This is a genomic window from Streptomyces sp. NPDC093600 (assembly GCF_044764755.1).
Taxonomy (GTDB): domain Bacteria; phylum Actinomycetota; class Actinomycetes; order Streptomycetales; family Streptomycetaceae; genus Streptomyces.
Map to the genome: position 1 here is coordinate 166,474 of NZ_JBIWIU010000008.1, position 14,828 is coordinate 181,301.

Below are 14,828 nucleotides of genomic sequence, written 5' to 3' on the forward strand. Positions count from 1 at the left end.
GGGATTCAGAGATGTTCTCGTACCTTCTCGTACCTGCTCTTATGCGGAGGAACTTGATGGGACCCCCATCTTCCTCTCATTACGAGCGGCTAAGGTGCTCCGCATGACTCAGTCCCTCCCCAGGATCACCAAGGCTGTCATCCCGGCCGCGGGCCTCGGCACCCGGTTCCTCCCGGCCACCAAGGCGACGCCCAAGGAGATGCTGCCGGTCGTCGACAAGCCGGCGATCCAGTACGTCGTCGAGGAAGCCGTCGAGGCCGGTCTCCACGACGTCCTGATGATCACCGGCCGCAACAAGCGCCCGCTGGAGGACCACTTCGACCGGAACTACGAGCTGGAGGAGGCGCTGACCCGCAAGGGCGACGCCGAGCGGCTCTCCAAGGTCCAGGAGTCCAACGACCTCGCCACCATGCACTATGTGCGTCAGGGTGACCCGCGGGGGCTCGGCCACGCCGTGCTCTGCGCCGCCCCGCACGTCGGCGAGCAGCCCTTCGCCGTCCTCCTCGGCGACGACCTGATCGACCCGCGCGACCCGCTGCTCTCGCGGATGGTGGAGGTCCAGGAGCGTGAGGGCGGCAGCGTCATCGCGCTGATGGAGGTCGAGCCCGCGCAGATCGGCCTGTACGGCTGCGCGGCGGTCGAGGCGACGGTCGACTCCGATGTCGTGAAGGTGACCGACCTGGTGGAGAAGCCCGATCCGGAGGAAGCGCCGAGCAACTACGCGATCATCGGCCGCTATGTCCTGGATCCGGCCGTTTTCGGGATACTGCGGGAGACCGAGCCGGGGCGCGGCGGTGAGATCCAGTTGACGGACGCGCTGCAGAAGCTCGCCAAGGACGAGCGGGTCGGCGGCCCGGTCCACGGCGTGGTCTTCAAGGGCCGGCGCTATGACACCGGTGACCGCGGGGACTATCTGCGTGCCATTGTCAGACTCGCGTGCGAACGTGAAGACCTGGGACCGGACTTCCGGACCTGGCTCCGCAGTTACGTCGACGAGGAGATGTAGCACCTTGAGCAGCAGTACGGCACCGGCGACCGGCGGCCCGTCCGGCGGTCCGTCCCACGGCTCGTCCAGCGATCGGTCCGGCGGTCCGTCCCACGGTCCCTGCGAGGGGCCGTCGCACGGCCTCTGGTCCGTCGACGCGCACCTGGACGACGTCCTCGCGGCGGTCTCCCCGCTCGAACCCATCGAGCTGCAACTGCCCGACGCCCAGGGCTGCGTCCTGGTCGAGGACGTGACGGTGCCGGTGGCGCTGCCCCCGTTCGACAACAGCTCCATGGACGGGTACGCGGTCCGGGTCGCCGACGTCGCCGGTGCCACCGAGGAGTTCCCTGCCGTACTGACCGTGATCGGTGACGTGGCGGCCGGTGCCGGCGGCCTGCCCGTCGTCGGCCCCGGCGAGGCCGCCCGGATCATGACCGGAGCCCCGCTGCCGCCGGGCGCCGAGGCCGTCGTCCCGGTCGAGTGGACCGACGGCGGCACGGGCGGGGGAGCGGCGAGCGGGATGCGCGCCGCCAGCGCCGCCCCCGAGGGCGCGGGCGGCGAGGTCCGGGTGCACCGCGCCGCGGAGGCACGCGCGCACGTCCGCGCGCGCGGCAGCGACGTCCAGGCCGGCGACCTGGCGCTTGAGGCCGGCACGGTCCTCGGGCCGCCGCAGGTCGGGCTGCTGGCCGCGATCGGTCGCGGCACGGTGCGGGTGCGTCCCCGCCCGCGCGTGGTCGTGATCTCCACCGGCAGCGAACTGGTCCAGCCCGGCGAGGAGTTGGGCGAGGGCCAGATCTACGACTCCAACAGCTTCGCGCTCGCCGCCGCCGCGCGCGACGCCGGAGCCATCGCGTACCGCGTCGGCGCCGTCACCGACGACGCCGAGACCCTGCGGGCCACCATCGAGGACCAGCTGATCCGCGCCGACCTCATCGTCACCACGGGCGGCGTGAGCGTCGGCGCGTACGACGTCGTCAAGGAGGCGCTGACCGCCGACGGGCGGGTCGACTTCCGCAGGCTCGCGATGCAGCCGGGCAAGCCCCAGGGCTTCGGCACGATCGGCCCCGAGCACACCCCGCTGCTCGCCCTGCCGGGCAACCCCGTCTCCTCGTACGTCTCCTTCGAGATCTTCGTCCGGCCCGCGATCCGGGCCCTGATGGGCCTCCGGGACCTGCACCGCCCCCGGGTCCGCGCCGTCCTGGAGGCGGACCGGCCGCTGACCTCGCCGGCCGGCCGCCGTCAGTTCCTGCGCGGGACGTACGACGCCGAGTCCGGCACCGTCACCCCCGTGGGCGGCGCCGGCTCCCATCTGATCGCCGCGCTCGCGCACGCCGACGCCCTGCTCGTCGTACCGGAGGAGTGGGAATCGGTGGAGCCGGGCAGTGAGCTGGACGTGGTCCTCCTCGGCTGAGGAGGGCCCGGTGGCGGTACCGTGACTTCCCACACAGCGACCGGGAGCGTCACAGCCATGAGCACGCAGCAAGGACTCACCCACATCGACGAGGCGGGTGCGGCCCGCATGGTCGACGTCTCCGCGAAGGACGTGACGGCGCGGACCGCGCGCGCCAGTGGCCGCGTCCTCGTCTCGCCGCGCGTGATCGAACTGCTGCGGGGCGAGGGCGTCCCGAAGGGCGACGCGCTCGCCACGGCCCGTATCGCCGGGATCATGGGGGCCAAGAAGACCCCCGACCTCATCCCGCTCTGCCACCCGCTGGCCGTCTCGGGCGTGACACTCGACCTGACGGTCGCGGACGACGCGGTCGAGATCCTGGCGACGGTGAAGACCACGGACCGCACGGGCGTCGAGATGGAGGCCCTGACGGCCGTCTCGGTGGCCGCCCTGACGGTCGTCGACATGATCAAGGCGGTCGACAAGGGCGCGGTGATCTCCGACGTACGGGTCGAGGAGAAGACGGGCGGCAAGTCGGGCACGTGGACGCGGACGGAGCCGACGGCATGACGACGGGCATCCGGCACCCGGCGGGCGAGACGGCGGCGGGCGAGGCCCCGGCCACGGTGCCGCAGGTGCGCGCGGGGCGTGTGTCGGAGGCGCACCACGGGCCCTCCGGTGAGGGCGCGAGCGCGGAGCACGCGGCCCAGGCCCCGGCCACCCCGGCACCCGGCGCCGGGCGGTCCGAGCTCGGCGGCGCGCTCTCCGCTCCCTACGCCGCACTGGTCGTGACGGCCTCCAACCGGGCCGCCGCCGGGGTGTACGAGGACAAGGGCGGCCCGCTGCTCGCCGAGGGCCTGCGGCGGATGGGCTTCGCCGTCGACGGCCCGCAGGTGGTCCCGGACGGCGAGCCCGTGGGGGCGGCGCTGCGCGCCGGGGTCGAGGCGGGCTACGACGTCATCCTCACCACCGGCGGTACCGGCATCTCGCCGACCGACGCGACCCCCGAGGTCACGCGCCGGGTCCTCGACCACGAGATCCCCGGCATCCCCGAGGCGATCCGCGCGTACGGCCGGGAGAAGGTGCCGACCGCGGCCCTGTCCCGGGGCCTTGCGGGCGTCGCGGGCGGCACGGTGATCGTCAACCTCCCGGGCTCGCCCGGAGGGGTCCGGGACGGCCTCGCCGTGCTGGAGCCGCTGCTCGTCCACGCCGTCGACCAGCTCCGTGGCGGCGACCATCCGAGACCGGGGTCGGATCCGGGCCGGCCGTCATGATCACGACCTGGCCCGTGGTCCTGTCGGACGGCGATGTGGTCCTCCGTCCGATAAAGCTGCGTGACCAGCGGGTGTGGCGCGAGGTGAACCGGCGCAACCGCGACTGGCTGCGCCCGTGGGAGGCGACCATCCCTCCGGCCGGGCCGGGCGGCCCGGTCGCTCAGCGCCCCACGTACCGCCAGATGGTGCGCCATCTGCGCAACGAGGCGAACGCGGGCCGGATGCTGCCGTTCGTGATCGAGTACCGGGGGCAGCTGGTCGGCCAGCTCACCGTCGCCGGGATCACCTGGGGCTCGATGTGCTCGGGCCATGTCGGCTACTGGGTGGACAGCGCCGTGGCCGGGCGGGGTGTCATGCCGACGGCGGTGGCGCTCGCCGTCGACCACTGTTTCCGGGTGGTCGGGCTGCACCGGATGGAGGTCTGCATTCGGCCCGAGAACGGCCCGTCGCGACGGGTCGTGGAGAAATTGGGATTCCGCGAGGAAGGGCTGCGTCCCCGCTACCTCCACATCGACGGGGCGTGGCGGGACCATCTCGTCTACGCGCTGACCGCCGAGGAAGTGCCCGAGGGCCTGCTGCGCCGCTGGCACCGGACGCAGCGGCAGGAGTCGGCGAAGCCCGGGGAAATGAAATAAACGTTCGAATTCGATCGGCAGTGGACCGCCGGGCGGCCATCAATCGATCTGAACAATCACAAAAAAGTTCAGTGATATCAGCCAGATCGTGCGACACACCGGGCCAATTGGCCGATGCCCTTGCGCGAACCCCTCTACGGTGTGAGACGTGAGCAGCAGCGGCCTCATCTACGCAGTCATCGTCGGGGCCTGGGCCGCCTACTTGGTGCCGATGTGGCTCCGCAGGCAGGACGAGCTGAACGAAGCTCGTCCGACGGAACGCTTCAGCACCGCCATCCGGCTGCTGTCCGGACGGGCGGGAATGGAGCGCCGGTACGCCAAGGAGCTGAAGGAACGGGACCGTACGGCGGACGACGTGGAGCCCGACGTGGACCCGGAAGCGGCGACCGAGCATCTCAGCTCGGTCGACGTCCGGGCCTTTTCCGCGCCCGCGGCCAGGACGGAGGCGCGGCTCGAACTCCCCGAACCGGCCCCCGTCCGGCGGCCGTCGAAGGCGGCGGCCGAGCGCGCCCGGCGGGGCAAGGTCCTCGCCAGGCGTCGGCGCACCACGGTGGTCCTCTTCCTCGCCTTCACCCTCGGCGCGATCGTCGCGGCGGTCGGCGGCCTGGCGTTCCTGTGGGCGCCCGGGGTGCCGGCGGTGCTCCTGAGCGCGTACATCGTGCATCTGCGCACCCAGGAGCGGCGGCGCTTCGTGTACGTGATGGACCGGCGGCGCGCCGAGGCGGCGGCCGCTCGGCTGCGCGAGAGCCGGCCGCAACGGCGGCCGTCGGCGCCGGAGCCGGACGGTGAGACGAGCCGCCCCGAGCCCGAACCGGCCCCCGCGGTCTCCCCGCAGGAGGCGGGCCGTCGCGCGCTCGTCGAGCAGACGGACCACGCGGAGTGGGTGGACCAGCAGCGCGAGCGCGGCCCGGCCCGCGGCGACAGCTGGGACCCGGTCCCGGTCCCGCTCCCCACGTACGTCACGGCCCCGGTCGCCCCGCGCGCCACGGGGGGCGTCGACATCACGGACCCGGAGACCTGGAGCTCGGCCCGCTCCTCCACATCCGCGGACCCCACCCCACCCCCGGCTCCCGCCCCGCAGCAGGCCCCACGCCAACGCACGACCCCCAAGCCACGCACCCGCGATCACGGCCGAACCCCCCTGTTCGACCAGTACGCGGACGAGGACAGGCCCCGCGCGGCCAACGAGTGAGGCGATTTCCGAGTACGCCGATCGGGATGCTAATGTTTCACACGTCGCAAGGGCCTGTGGCGCAGTCTGGTAGCGCACCTCGTTCGCATCGAGGGGGTCTGGGGTTCAAATCCCCACAGGTCCACAAGCGACTGTTCTTGAGTCAGCTCAGGAATGGTGACGAGATCCCGTCCGATCGCAAGATCGGGCGGGATCTTCGTCGTTTCGGGGGCCGTTCGATGCCTGTTCGGGGTGGTGGATGGCGGCGTATCGGGTCTGGCGGGTTGCTCGGCAGGTGCCTCACCGCTGCCGGGGCATGCGAACCGGCCCCGGTCGCCCGGGGCTGGTGATGGTGCTGTGCGGCTGTGACGCTGCCCGATCAGAGGCTGGCCGGCGGATGCCGCCCCATGTCGGGTGGTGTGGGGGCGGAAGACGGGTCGCGACCTGGGGCAGCCGGAATGGACTCGAAGTCGGCGTCGGAGAGTCGGCTGCCGGTGCGCTCGTAGAGCCAGGTTTCCAGGATGTCCAGGTTTCCGATGGCCAACATGATCGCGATCAGGATCGTCTGGGCCACCTGGCCGGGTGCTCGGCGGTGCATCGGGTTGCCGATGTCCATGTAGGCGCCTTTGAGGCGGCCGTTGAGGCCCTCGTTGTGGGAACGGATCGGCTTGTAGATCCGATCCCAGGCGAGGCTGAGGTAGTGGCTGTCCTGCCGGAACTTGGCGATCTTCAGGTCGCCGGCCGCGTCGGCGGGGATGCTGATCGCGGAGGCCCCGCAGACGGCGGGCAGCGCCTCCCTGCCGGGAGGGTCCGTCCACTCTCTGTCAGGGAGCTGGTCGGGCGAGCCGAGGCGTGGCTGGCCCGGGAGCGGCGGTCCGCCAAATTAATCACGGTCTGAGGCGGGCCCGAGGCGTTCGGTCGTGCCGGACGGAGGCGTTCCCGGCGTGGACAGTTCACCGAAGGCGACGGGCCGGCCGCCGGGCATTGCAGGCGCACGGTTCCGCGGGCGTCGGCGTTCTGCTTGAGCTTGAGGAAGTAGGGCAGCCGCTCGGCGGCCACCGGTTTCAGTTCATCGAGCCGTCGGCGGAAGGTTTTGTCGTCCATGCCGTGAGTGGCCTGGGCCAAGGCGTTGGGGATGTGTGGGCAGGCGAGGGAGCCGTCGATCAGTACAGCTCCTTGCCAGCTGCCCTGGATGCCGCGGTCGGCCGCCTTGTAGTCCAGGGCCAGGCGGTAGCCGAGTCTGCGTACCGGGACCTGAAAGTTCTCCGGCGAGCAGCCGGTGTAGGCGCGATCTGCGGCACAGGTGCCTGTCGGCAGTCGAAGCTCGGCGAGGTGCCTCAGCACGGTGACCGCGTTCTCGCCCGTACGAACGGTCGGAGCGTCCAGGCTGAGGCCGAGGCAGAGCTGCGGATAGGAGGGCGCGCGGCGGCCCCCCGCAGCCCCTTCGCCTGTGCGGGCGTGGGCGGCGACGAGCAGGCTCGCGCTGTAGCCGAAGATGCCCTTGTCGGAGCCGCCGCTGAAGTGCCAGCCGGCGGTGATCTCGACGGAGGCCGTGCCCGAGCGGTCGCTGTCCGGGGCGGCCAGAACCGGGATCGAGGTGGCGTCCACTCCCACGTCACCGGCCCAGTGCCGCAGGTATCCGCGTTGCTGCGCCAGCCGGACAGGGGCCAGGACGAGATCGTTCGCCAGCCGCTGGAGCCGGTCCGCGGCCGCGCGGCCGACAGCCTCGTCCCAGACATCGGAGTGGATGTCCGCCTCCGCTTGGGCCAGGCGCCGGCGCCGGTCGCAGCGTGCCGGGTCGAGCGCGGTGGTGATCCGGTCCAGCCCCCGGTAGAGGCGACGACTGGCAGCTATGCACGCGCGTGCCGTGGACGGCGGCACCTCGGGGATGCCGAGCCAGGCGCGGGCTGTGGGCTGGAGACGGAAGTGCAGGATCCGCCAGGCGTCGGAGACCGTGGCTCGGCCCGTGTAGTACACGGCGAGCATCAGGCCGGCCAGTACGGTCCTGGGCCGCACGCCTGGTGGCCCGGGACGGCCTCGCCGTCGTCCAACTGCCCGTCGAAGTAGAAGAACAGCAGCGCTCCCGCCTCGGGCAGATCGATGTCCAGCGCGGCCGTCGGCAGACGCGCGCAGTCGATCGAGGCGACGAAGGAGAGCGGACCATGCCCCTCCCACACCGGCCACTCCGCGCTGGCAGGCAAGGCGGGAAGACCACCGAGGCGACCCACAGCGTCGTCAGTGTCAGTTGCTACCTCAAGACGTATGCCAGGGCGAAGCAGACCGAGCCACTTCTCAGCATCCTCGGGCGACAGGTGCTGCATGGCGAGGGATCGAAGGGCTTCTCGGGAACCGTGTGTCATGCGCCAGATCATCCACGGTGCCGCTGACAGAGACCTCGGCGGCCTTCCTGCTGCACACGCGGCCGCTCAGTCCGTGGCCGTGGACCTCCAAGCAGCGGTAACGCACCCTTCTTCCCAGTGCCACCAGCCCTCCGCCGCGCCGTGTTCCAGGAGCTTTCGGATCCGCGGCAGGTCCGCCCCCGGTGGGACATCCAGTGCGACCATCCGGAATCTCTCGATACCTTCGCCTGTCGTGCCGAGCTTGTGGAAGATCTCCAGAACGCTCTGCCGGGCTGCGGCTGATCCGCCGTCCTTGAGCACGATCAGCCGGATCGTGCAGTTCTCCGAAGCTCGGACCGTCTCTCCAGCCCAGCGGATGCCCTCATCGTCGATCTCAACCCGGATGATGTCGTCGCTGGCGACGCCACGGACGAACCACGGGGTGTTGTCCAGCCGCACGGTACCGTCGCCGAGTTCCACGGCCCAGAGGCTCTCGACGCTCGCCGGCGGCCAGCCGTCTTCGTCGATGTCCATCCGGAAGTGGACCTTCACATGGTCGTCACTGATGTTCGTCACGGCGCCATCATCCCTGCCACATCCACATGATCGGACGTGGGAGTGCGGACGGAAGAGGTCACCGGATCCGTACGGTGGCGCAGGTGAACGTCGTGCCCTGGAGCAGCGCCAGGGTGACGGCGATGCCAGCCAGCTCATCGGCATCCCTTGGACTGCGCGGGTGCTGTCAGTGGGCTCTGTCAGGATGCCCCGGTCAATATCGTGATTGGGAGAGAGCATGGGTACTTGGGACGTCGGCCCCTTCGACAACGACACCGCAGCGGACTTCTGCGGCGAACTTGATGAGGCAGCCGCAGGCGAGCGCACGGGCCTGATTCGCAGCATTCTCACCCGTGTGATCGACACCGCGGGCTATCTGGAAGCACCCGATTCTGAGCAAGCCGTGGCTGGGGCTGCCCTCGTTGCCGCGCAATGCCCTGGGGGTGAGCCGGCCGATCCAGTCTATGGGCCGGAAGAGTCCCTTCCTGATCTCACCGGTCTACGCGACCTCGCCCTGCACGCGCTCGACCGGGTCATGACCGAGCCGTCCGAGCTGATGGACCTATGGGCGGAATCGGACGGCGGGCCCTGGCGTGCCAACATTCGCCGCCTGCAGAACGTGCTCCTGCCCAAGCCGCTCGGAGACCAGCTCAGCCTGCTCTGACCAACCGCAACCGCTATTCGAACCTGGAAGGCCATCATGAGCTGGGACGTACTTCTCCTCCACCTGCCCGACGATGTCACCTCGATGGAGGAGATCCCCGCCGACTACACCTCGCCCCCGCTCGGTCGGCGCAACGACGTGCTCGCGGCTGTCACCCAGGCTGTTCCCGAAGTTGATCTCTCCGACCCTGCCTGGGGCGAACTTCTCGGCCCCGCTTGGTCCATCGAACTCAACATCGGCTCAGAGGACCCAGTGGACTCGATCATGCTCCATATTCGCGGCTCCGGCGATGACGTACTGACGCCCGTCCTCCGGTTTGCCGAAGCTCTGCAGTGCAAGGCACTCGACTGCGCCGGAGGGGACCTGATTGCTCCGGGACGCACGTCGGGTTGGCACGCCTTCCAACAGTTCCGCGATCAAGTGGCCGGTGCCCCGCAGTGACACCCACCGGTCGCAGAACCAGTCGCCGAACCATGCCCCTTGAAGCCCGCTTGAGTCTTGAAGGTCTCCTCCCGCCCGGCCGGATGGTCACTTCCAATGAAGACGACGGAGACGTACAGGCCCTATGGATCAGTGACGGGCCAGCCGAAGCCGGTCTATGGACGTGGATGCACGCCGAACACACACGCTCCGGCCTGTGGCCGCTGCTGCTCGACGCGCTGGATCCGAGCGATGCCGAATTCCGCCCATGGGGATCCGGGGGGATCTTCCCCGAGCAGATGTCCTCCCCGGCCAACCACGACCCTGCCGACCTCCTCGCACAGTGGTGGGCGACCTACACAGCTGTCGACGAAGACGACGACATGCTCGAGACCGACAGGCGACTCGCCGTCACGGCGCCCTTCGGGCAGACCTGGCCCGGCCTCGCGGCTGGGAGCGAGCCAGCGACGAATCCCGATCAACTGGCCGCCGAATATGCGCAGGTGTTGCTCGCCGAGCGCCCACAGACCCGGCTTGGGCTGGTCGCCGCAGCGTCCGGAGCGGAGGCGCTCGCGGTCGCGGGTTGGGACGGACCCTGCAACTACGACAACGACACCGCGAAGTTCTCTGCCATCGTCCGTGACTGGGAGCAGCGGTTCGGCGCCCGTGTCGTCGCGGTCGGGTTCTCCACCCTGCACCTCAGCATCGCTGCGCCACCGGCGGACGAGCACGAGGCTCTTCTGCTCGCGGCCGAGCACTTCGCCTTCTGCCCGGACAACATCTGGCAGGGCACCAGGCCGTACACACTGGCCGCCTACGCCGAGCGGATCACCGGCGCCCACCGCTGGGACTTCTGGTGGGACTGATCCAGCCCGGGACATGGTCTGATCATTCCGGCGTGTTGTGAGGGGCCGACGCTGCTGTTTGCAGCGTCCACCCATGCCGTTGCGCAGTAGGGCACGATGCAGGAATGCGCCCCGACCACGACGATCTGGAACTGGACCAACTGCGACGCCACTACGTCGCCACTGGTCGGCGCTACTTGCGTCTGAATTACGGGATCTTCCGCCTGGCAGAGCGCGAGCGCGATAGTTTCGCGCGTGAACTTGCCCAGGCTTCAGAGGCCATCACACCCCGCGAACTCGGACTCCTCCTTGACTGCGGATGGCGCGAACGTAAAACCGCTGCCTGGCTGATCGCGATAGCCGGCCACACCGCCTTCCGCCCACGACTGGGAGAACTCCTCCTGGCCAGCGCGGCCCCGTACGCAGGGCACGTGTACTGCATCGCCCTGGCCACCTTCGGGTCCCCATCCGACGCCGACCTCTTGACCGCCTACCTCGACCGCTACCTGGCCCGCCCCGACCTGGGCTACGACCAGGCATCCGCCCCTGGCGCCCTGCTCCACCTCGACACCGCCCAAGGCACCGACCATGCAGCCCGCTTCCTCACGCAGGACGGCCCCTGGCAGCGGTGGGCACGCGAGCGGCCCTCAGGGCATGAGCTGGAGCCCGCCGAATGCCGGGAGACCATGGCCCAGTACTGCTCCTTCGTCCAGAAGAGTGCCCGACACCGTGCAGTGCACGGGTGGTGAGGTTCTCCCTTCCTATGGCGCGTCCCTGACGCTTAACGTCGCTGCGTGACCACGCATTCACCGCCACCCCCTCGACCCCCGGAAGGCTTGAGCCGCCGAGCCCGACAGTTCGTCCACGCGCATGGGCTGCTCGTCCCGTGCCTGGAAGTCCAGCTCCGCCGGGACCAGTGGCTCATGCACGGGATACCCGTTGCCGAGGTCGACCGCGTTGCGGCCTTCCAAGCGCGCTGGGGCGGCATCGCACTGCCTCCGGCACCCGTGTACGAAGGCGGCCCGCGGATCCTGGACGCTGACACACCCGAAGGCGCTGCCGCACAAGGCTGGTGGTTCTCGGTCGGGGACGAGCGGGTGTCTATGGCCTACGGATTCATGATCGGGCCAGGCGGAGAGTTCGGTATCCACGCCGAGCGCTGGACACCCTTGCATGCAAGCATCGACGGGTGGGTGGAATCACTGGCCCTGGCCCACCACGCCGCACTCTGGGCACAGAGCATCACGAAGATCACGGGCGACGCCGTCGACGACTTGGACCTGGAGGAATACGAACCGGTCCGCGAGATCCAAGGCATCGCGGACAACTGGTGGCGCAGCGAAGACTCCCTCATCGCCGTCTACCGAGGTGAAGCTGACTGTCTCGTGGCGCCTCAGTGCCGAACGGCGCACATCTACCGTGGCCTTGATCACTGGGGTCTCCGCGGCGGCTGACCGTTGATTAGTGGGAAACGATCTCCGCCGATCTGGGAAGCGATCTTCAACTGCCTCTGTCCCGCCTGGTCAGCGGTACTCGTGAACACCCCACAAGCGACTGTTCTTGAGTCAGCTCAGGAATGGTGACGAGATCCCGTCCGATCGCAAGATCGGGCGGGATCTTCGTCGTTTCAGGGGTCGTTCGAGGCGATGTCCGGTTGCGGACGGGGCCTCGGGTGGCCGTCTGGCAGTGGATCGGCCTGGGTTCGGGGTGGTTCGTCCCAGGCCGCAACTGCGAGCGCTGCCTCATCTGCGGGCAGCCGACGCCGCCGTCACAGCGAAACGGGTCCAGGGCAGTGGTCAGCCGGTGGAAGGACCGATAGACGCACCGAGTGAAGGCGTGCCGCCCGTGATCACCAAGTGAGCGTGGGTTCGGAACGCAGAGTATGAGGAGGCCGTAGCTGCGGCCGTGCTCGGCGCGTCACCGCGCCGGGCGCGACCTCGTCAACATCGGTAGCCGTTGGGAACCTGGAGCCTGGTCAGGGCAGGGACGTTCACGGAGCCGACCTCGCGACGGTGGACCATGACGACCGGCCCGGCGGCCTCGCGCAGGCGCTGCGCCGATTTCTCGGCGAGTTCGGTCACGGTGATGTCGGCGGTGAAGCCGGCGGCCGTGTGCGGATGCACCGCGGCGAAGGCCACGTCCGGGACGTCGACGCCGTCCGGGGGTGCGGCCGGGAGCCAGCCCTCGGGCAGGCGGAATTCGTTCGGCACCGGCAGTGTGATGGGCATCGTGGGCCCTCCTTCCCGAGCGAAGTACATCAGGAACCGGCGAAGCCCTCCGGCGTCCGTAGACACCGGCGCAGGGGCCGTACTCGGCCTGCCCCCTCGGCCCGACTCGGTCTCCTCTCCGTCTGGAACGCCTTCGCGCAGTCGGGTGGCAAGGGGCCCGGGGAAAGTCACGCCCATCGGTCCGACCACGGTGACCGACGCCGATATGGCCCGCATGCACACGACGGGACAGGCCAGGGAATTCGATATGAGGGGGAGCACGGGGACCGGCAGCCCGGCGGTGGATCGCTCATCGGGGCAGGCGGCGCACTTGGAGGGGTTGCAGGACGACGGCCTGATCATGGCGTTCGTTCTTCCCACGAGCGAGGTGGACGAGTTCGTCACCCAGCTGAAGCCGGAGGAACCGCTCAGCCTGCGGAAACGGCCACTCGCCCGCAACATGAACCCGTCGACGCCGTTCTCGCACCTGGGGTTGCCGGAGCCCGATCTGCTGGCGGGTGTCCGCGAAGGCCAGGTGTGCGCGCCGTGCGAGGACAACCTCAATTGGCTGAAGGTCGCGGTGGCGCGGGTCGACGACCGCGCCAGCCGGGTCTACCTCACGGGCGTCGACTGAGCACCCATCGGTGAGCACCTCGCCTCGCTCACCCAGGGCGATGAGGAACCCCTCGCTCCGGTGAGGAGCGAGGGGTTCCAGGGAGCGCCGTCCCGGTGGGTGGATCAGGACGCCTGGGCCCGGTCGTACAGGGCCTTCGCGTCGTTGCCGAAGTACGGGCCGAACATGCGGTTCGGGAGGAACGTGTAACCGAAGCTGTTCACCGAGACCTGGAGGCCGGTGCCCGTGGTCTCGTTGAAGCCGGTGAACCAGGGGCCGCCGCTCGAGCCGCCCGTCATGTTGCAGGCGAGGCTGTGGTCCTGGGAGAAGAGGAAGTCCTTCGAGGAGTTCCCCGAGCAGTGGATCAGCTTCGAGCCGTCGTACGGGGAGGCGGCCGGGAAGCCGAAGGCGTACATCGGCTTGTTGTAGCCGCCGTTGAACTGGATGCCCTGCGCGCCGGTGACCGACGTCAGTTTCTGGCCGTTCAGCGGGGCGACGACCGCCGCGCCCACGTCGTAGTTGATGTCCTCGCTCGCCTCCCACTGCGGGGTCGTGAGCGTCTTGGTCGCCGTCCACTGGCCGTACGGCGCGCTGCCGTTGTCGTACGCCGGCACGAAGACCCAGTTCGTGTGCCAGGCGCCCTGGTACTTCACGCAGTGCCCGGCCGTGATCACGGTGCTCGCGTTCTGGCTGGTGACCGCGTTGCCGGAGCAGGAGGCCGTACGGCCGTTGAAGGTGAAGAAGACCCGGCCCGAGGTCTTCACCACCGCCCCGCCACCCGTCCAGGGGCCGCCCTGCTGGGGGAAGGCCGTGGGGGTGATCGTGGTCGGCGAGGCCGTGGGGGCGATGGTGGTCGGGGTGGCCGAGCGGGCGACCCGCGCGAGGGCGCCCGGGGTGGCGTCGAGGTCCAGCGGGGCGGCCGCGCGCATGCGGGCCGGCGTCCAGAAGGTGCTCGCGCGCTGTTGTTCCGTCGCGGTGACGGAGCGGGCGGCGGGGGCGGCGGTGGTGGCCGGGGCGGCGTCGGCCGCCTGCGCCGTCGTGGCGGTCAGCGCTCCGGTGAGCAGGGCTCCGACGGCCGACAGGACGGTCAGGGCTGTGCGATGGCGTCTCACGCAGGTCTCCTTCTGCCGGGGCAGGTGGGGATGAGAACGGTGCGGACAGACATGCGTGAGGCAGCGTGCCAGATAGTGAGACGTTTGTCAGGAGCGCGTCAGAGGAGCTTGGCGAAACAGCGGCTGTTCTCGTACTCGCGGTAGTGGCCGAACTTGGCGCAGGGCTCGTAACCGCTCGACCGGTACAGGCCGATCGCCTCCGGCTGCATCGTGCCGGTCTCCAGGACCATCCGCGTCCGGCCCGCCGCCCGCGCGTCCTCCTCCAGGGCGGCGAGGATCCGGCGCGCCAGGCCGAGACCGCGCGCCTCCGGGACGACGTACATCCGCTTCAGCTCGGCGTCGCCGTCGGAGTAGCCCTCGTCGTTCTCGTCCTGGCTGCGCCAGCCGCCGGTGGCGACGGGGCGGTCCAGCGGGTCGTACGCGAGGAGGTAGAGGCCGACGGGCGGTACGAACATGCTCGCGTCCAGCGGTGTGACATCGCCCTCGTCGTCGTAGCGGGCGGCGTACTCCAGCTGGACGGCGTCGTTGAGTTTGACCGCGTCAGGATGGTCGTACGGAGTTGGACGAATATACATGCGCAGTATCGTACATCTATGCGGGCTCTGGGTGTCGGTATTC

19 protein-coding genes and 1 tRNA gene are annotated in these 14,828 nt (G+C 69.8%); 13 read left to right on the forward strand and 7 right to left on the reverse strand.

Translation table 11 applies throughout. The features are described from left to right. Window positions 1-103 precede the first annotated feature (103 nt). From galU to ACIRB4_RS20925, 7 genes are all read left to right on the forward strand, one after another. Window positions 104-1,006, forward strand: coding sequence for a UTP--glucose-1-phosphate uridylyltransferase GalU (gene galU / locus ACIRB4_RS20895; protein ID WP_403293237.1), 903 nt, complete (start codon window positions 104-106; stop codon window positions 1,004-1,006). 4 nt (window positions 1,007-1,010) lie between these two features. Next, window positions 1,011-2,396 carry a gephyrin-like molybdotransferase Glp gene (gene glp, locus ACIRB4_RS20900; RefSeq protein WP_403293238.1) on the forward strand — a complete coding sequence of 462 codons (1,386 nt, stop codon included), beginning with the start codon at window positions 1,011-1,013 and terminating at the stop codon, window positions 2,394-2,396. 57 nt (window positions 2,397-2,453) lie between these two features. After that, window positions 2,454-2,945 (forward strand): cyclic pyranopterin monophosphate synthase MoaC, encoded by a 492-nt coding sequence (gene moaC, locus ACIRB4_RS20905; RefSeq protein WP_403293240.1) that lies wholly within the window; start codon window positions 2,454-2,456, stop codon window positions 2,943-2,945. A 212-nt stretch (window positions 2,946-3,157) separates the two neighbouring features. Next, window positions 3,158-3,649, forward strand: a complete 492-nt coding sequence (locus ACIRB4_RS20910) for a molybdenum cofactor biosynthesis protein B (RefSeq protein WP_403293503.1) — start codon at window positions 3,158-3,160, stop codon at window positions 3,647-3,649. Continuing rightward, window positions 3,646-4,284, forward strand: coding sequence for a GNAT family N-acetyltransferase (locus ACIRB4_RS20915; RefSeq protein ID WP_403293242.1), 639 nt, complete (start codon window positions 3,646-3,648; stop codon window positions 4,282-4,284). Before ACIRB4_RS20910 ends, ACIRB4_RS20915 begins: the two co-directional genes overlap by 4 nt. A 148-nt stretch (window positions 4,285-4,432) precedes the next feature. After that, a complete protein-coding gene (gene glpR, locus ACIRB4_RS20920) occupies window positions 4,433-5,476 on the forward strand; it encodes a gephyrin-like molybdotransferase receptor GlpR (RefSeq protein WP_403293243.1) in 1,044 nt (347 codons plus the stop codon). Between the two features lie 50 nt (window positions 5,477-5,526). Continuing rightward, window positions 5,527-5,600, forward strand: a tRNA-Ala gene (locus ACIRB4_RS20925). A 234-nt stretch (window positions 5,601-5,834) separates the two neighbouring features. On the opposite strand, the gene ACIRB4_RS20930 is transcribed toward ACIRB4_RS20925, so the two are convergent. From ACIRB4_RS20930 to ACIRB4_RS20945, 4 genes are all read right to left on the reverse strand, one after another. Next, window positions 5,835-6,071, reverse strand: coding sequence for a hypothetical protein (locus ACIRB4_RS20930; RefSeq protein WP_403293245.1), 237 nt, complete (start codon window positions 6,069-6,071; stop codon window positions 5,835-5,837). Window positions 6,072-6,184: 113 nt separating this feature from the next. Continuing rightward, entirely contained in the window at window positions 6,185-7,471 is a 1,287-nt protein-coding gene (locus ACIRB4_RS20935) for a hypothetical protein (protein ID WP_403293247.1), read from the reverse strand. Continuing rightward, window positions 7,441-7,656 (reverse strand): DUF1963 domain-containing protein, encoded by a 216-nt coding sequence (locus ACIRB4_RS20940; protein WP_403293250.1) that lies wholly within the window; start codon window positions 7,654-7,656, stop codon window positions 7,441-7,443. The genes ACIRB4_RS20935 and ACIRB4_RS20940 overlap by 31 nt, the downstream gene beginning before the upstream one ends. 225 nt (window positions 7,657-7,881) lie before the next feature. Next, window positions 7,882-8,370: a DUF4265 domain-containing protein gene (locus tag ACIRB4_RS20945; protein ID WP_403293252.1), complete on the reverse strand. Its 489-nt coding sequence runs from the start codon at window positions 8,368-8,370 to the stop codon at window positions 7,882-7,884. A gap of 217 nt (window positions 8,371-8,587) precedes the next feature. On the opposite strand from ACIRB4_RS20945, the gene ACIRB4_RS20950 reads away from it, so the two are divergent. The 5 genes from ACIRB4_RS20950 to ACIRB4_RS20970 all read left to right on the forward strand — a co-directional run bounded on the left by ACIRB4_RS20950 (window position 8,588) and on the right by ACIRB4_RS20970 (window position 11,732). Then, entirely contained in the window at window positions 8,588-9,013 is a 426-nt protein-coding gene (locus tag ACIRB4_RS20950; RefSeq protein WP_403293254.1) for a DUF4259 domain-containing protein, read from the forward strand. Between the two features lie 36 nt (window positions 9,014-9,049). Then, window positions 9,050-9,454: a hypothetical protein gene (locus ACIRB4_RS20955; RefSeq protein WP_403293255.1), complete on the forward strand. Its 405-nt coding sequence runs from the start codon at window positions 9,050-9,052 to the stop codon at window positions 9,452-9,454. Window positions 9,455-9,621: 167 nt separating this feature from the next. Beyond that, on the forward strand, window positions 9,622-10,299 hold the full coding sequence (locus ACIRB4_RS20960) for a DUF4253 domain-containing protein (RefSeq protein WP_403293256.1): 678 nt from the start codon (window positions 9,622-9,624) through the stop codon (window positions 10,297-10,299). Between the two features lie 104 nt (window positions 10,300-10,403). Continuing rightward, complete coding sequence (locus ACIRB4_RS20965) at window positions 10,404-11,027, forward strand: DUF6000 family protein (protein ID WP_403293258.1); 624 nt, start codon at window positions 10,404-10,406, stop codon at window positions 11,025-11,027. A gap of 45 nt (window positions 11,028-11,072) precedes the next feature. Then, the gene (locus ACIRB4_RS20970; RefSeq protein ID WP_403293260.1) at window positions 11,073-11,732 is read left to right on the forward strand and encodes a hypothetical protein; all 660 of its coding nucleotides are present in this window, start codon (window positions 11,073-11,075) and stop codon (window positions 11,730-11,732) included. 486 nt (window positions 11,733-12,218) lie between these two features. Here the strand turns inward: ACIRB4_RS20970 and ACIRB4_RS20975 are convergent, their stop codons facing one another. Beyond that, window positions 12,219-12,506: a hypothetical protein gene (locus ACIRB4_RS20975; protein ID WP_403293261.1), complete on the reverse strand. Its 288-nt coding sequence runs from the start codon at window positions 12,504-12,506 to the stop codon at window positions 12,219-12,221. Between the two features lie 190 nt (window positions 12,507-12,696). On the opposite strand from ACIRB4_RS20975, the gene ACIRB4_RS20980 reads away from it, so the two are divergent. Then, window positions 12,697-13,119: a hypothetical protein gene (locus tag ACIRB4_RS20980; protein WP_403293263.1), complete on the forward strand. Its 423-nt coding sequence runs from the start codon at window positions 12,697-12,699 to the stop codon at window positions 13,117-13,119. Window positions 13,120-13,223: 104 nt separating this feature from the next. Here ACIRB4_RS20980 and ACIRB4_RS20985 read toward each other — a convergent pair whose 3' ends face one another. Together ACIRB4_RS20985 and ACIRB4_RS20990 are read right to left on the reverse strand one after the other, a co-directional pair. Beyond that, a complete protein-coding gene (locus ACIRB4_RS20985; protein ID WP_403293265.1) occupies window positions 13,224-14,210 on the reverse strand; it encodes a trypsin-like serine peptidase in 987 nt (328 codons plus the stop codon). A 98-nt stretch (window positions 14,211-14,308) separates the two neighbouring features. Continuing rightward, complete coding sequence (locus tag ACIRB4_RS20990) at window positions 14,309-14,785, reverse strand: GNAT family N-acetyltransferase (RefSeq protein WP_403293266.1); 477 nt, start codon at window positions 14,783-14,785, stop codon at window positions 14,309-14,311. Window positions 14,786-14,828 lie beyond the last annotated feature (43 nt).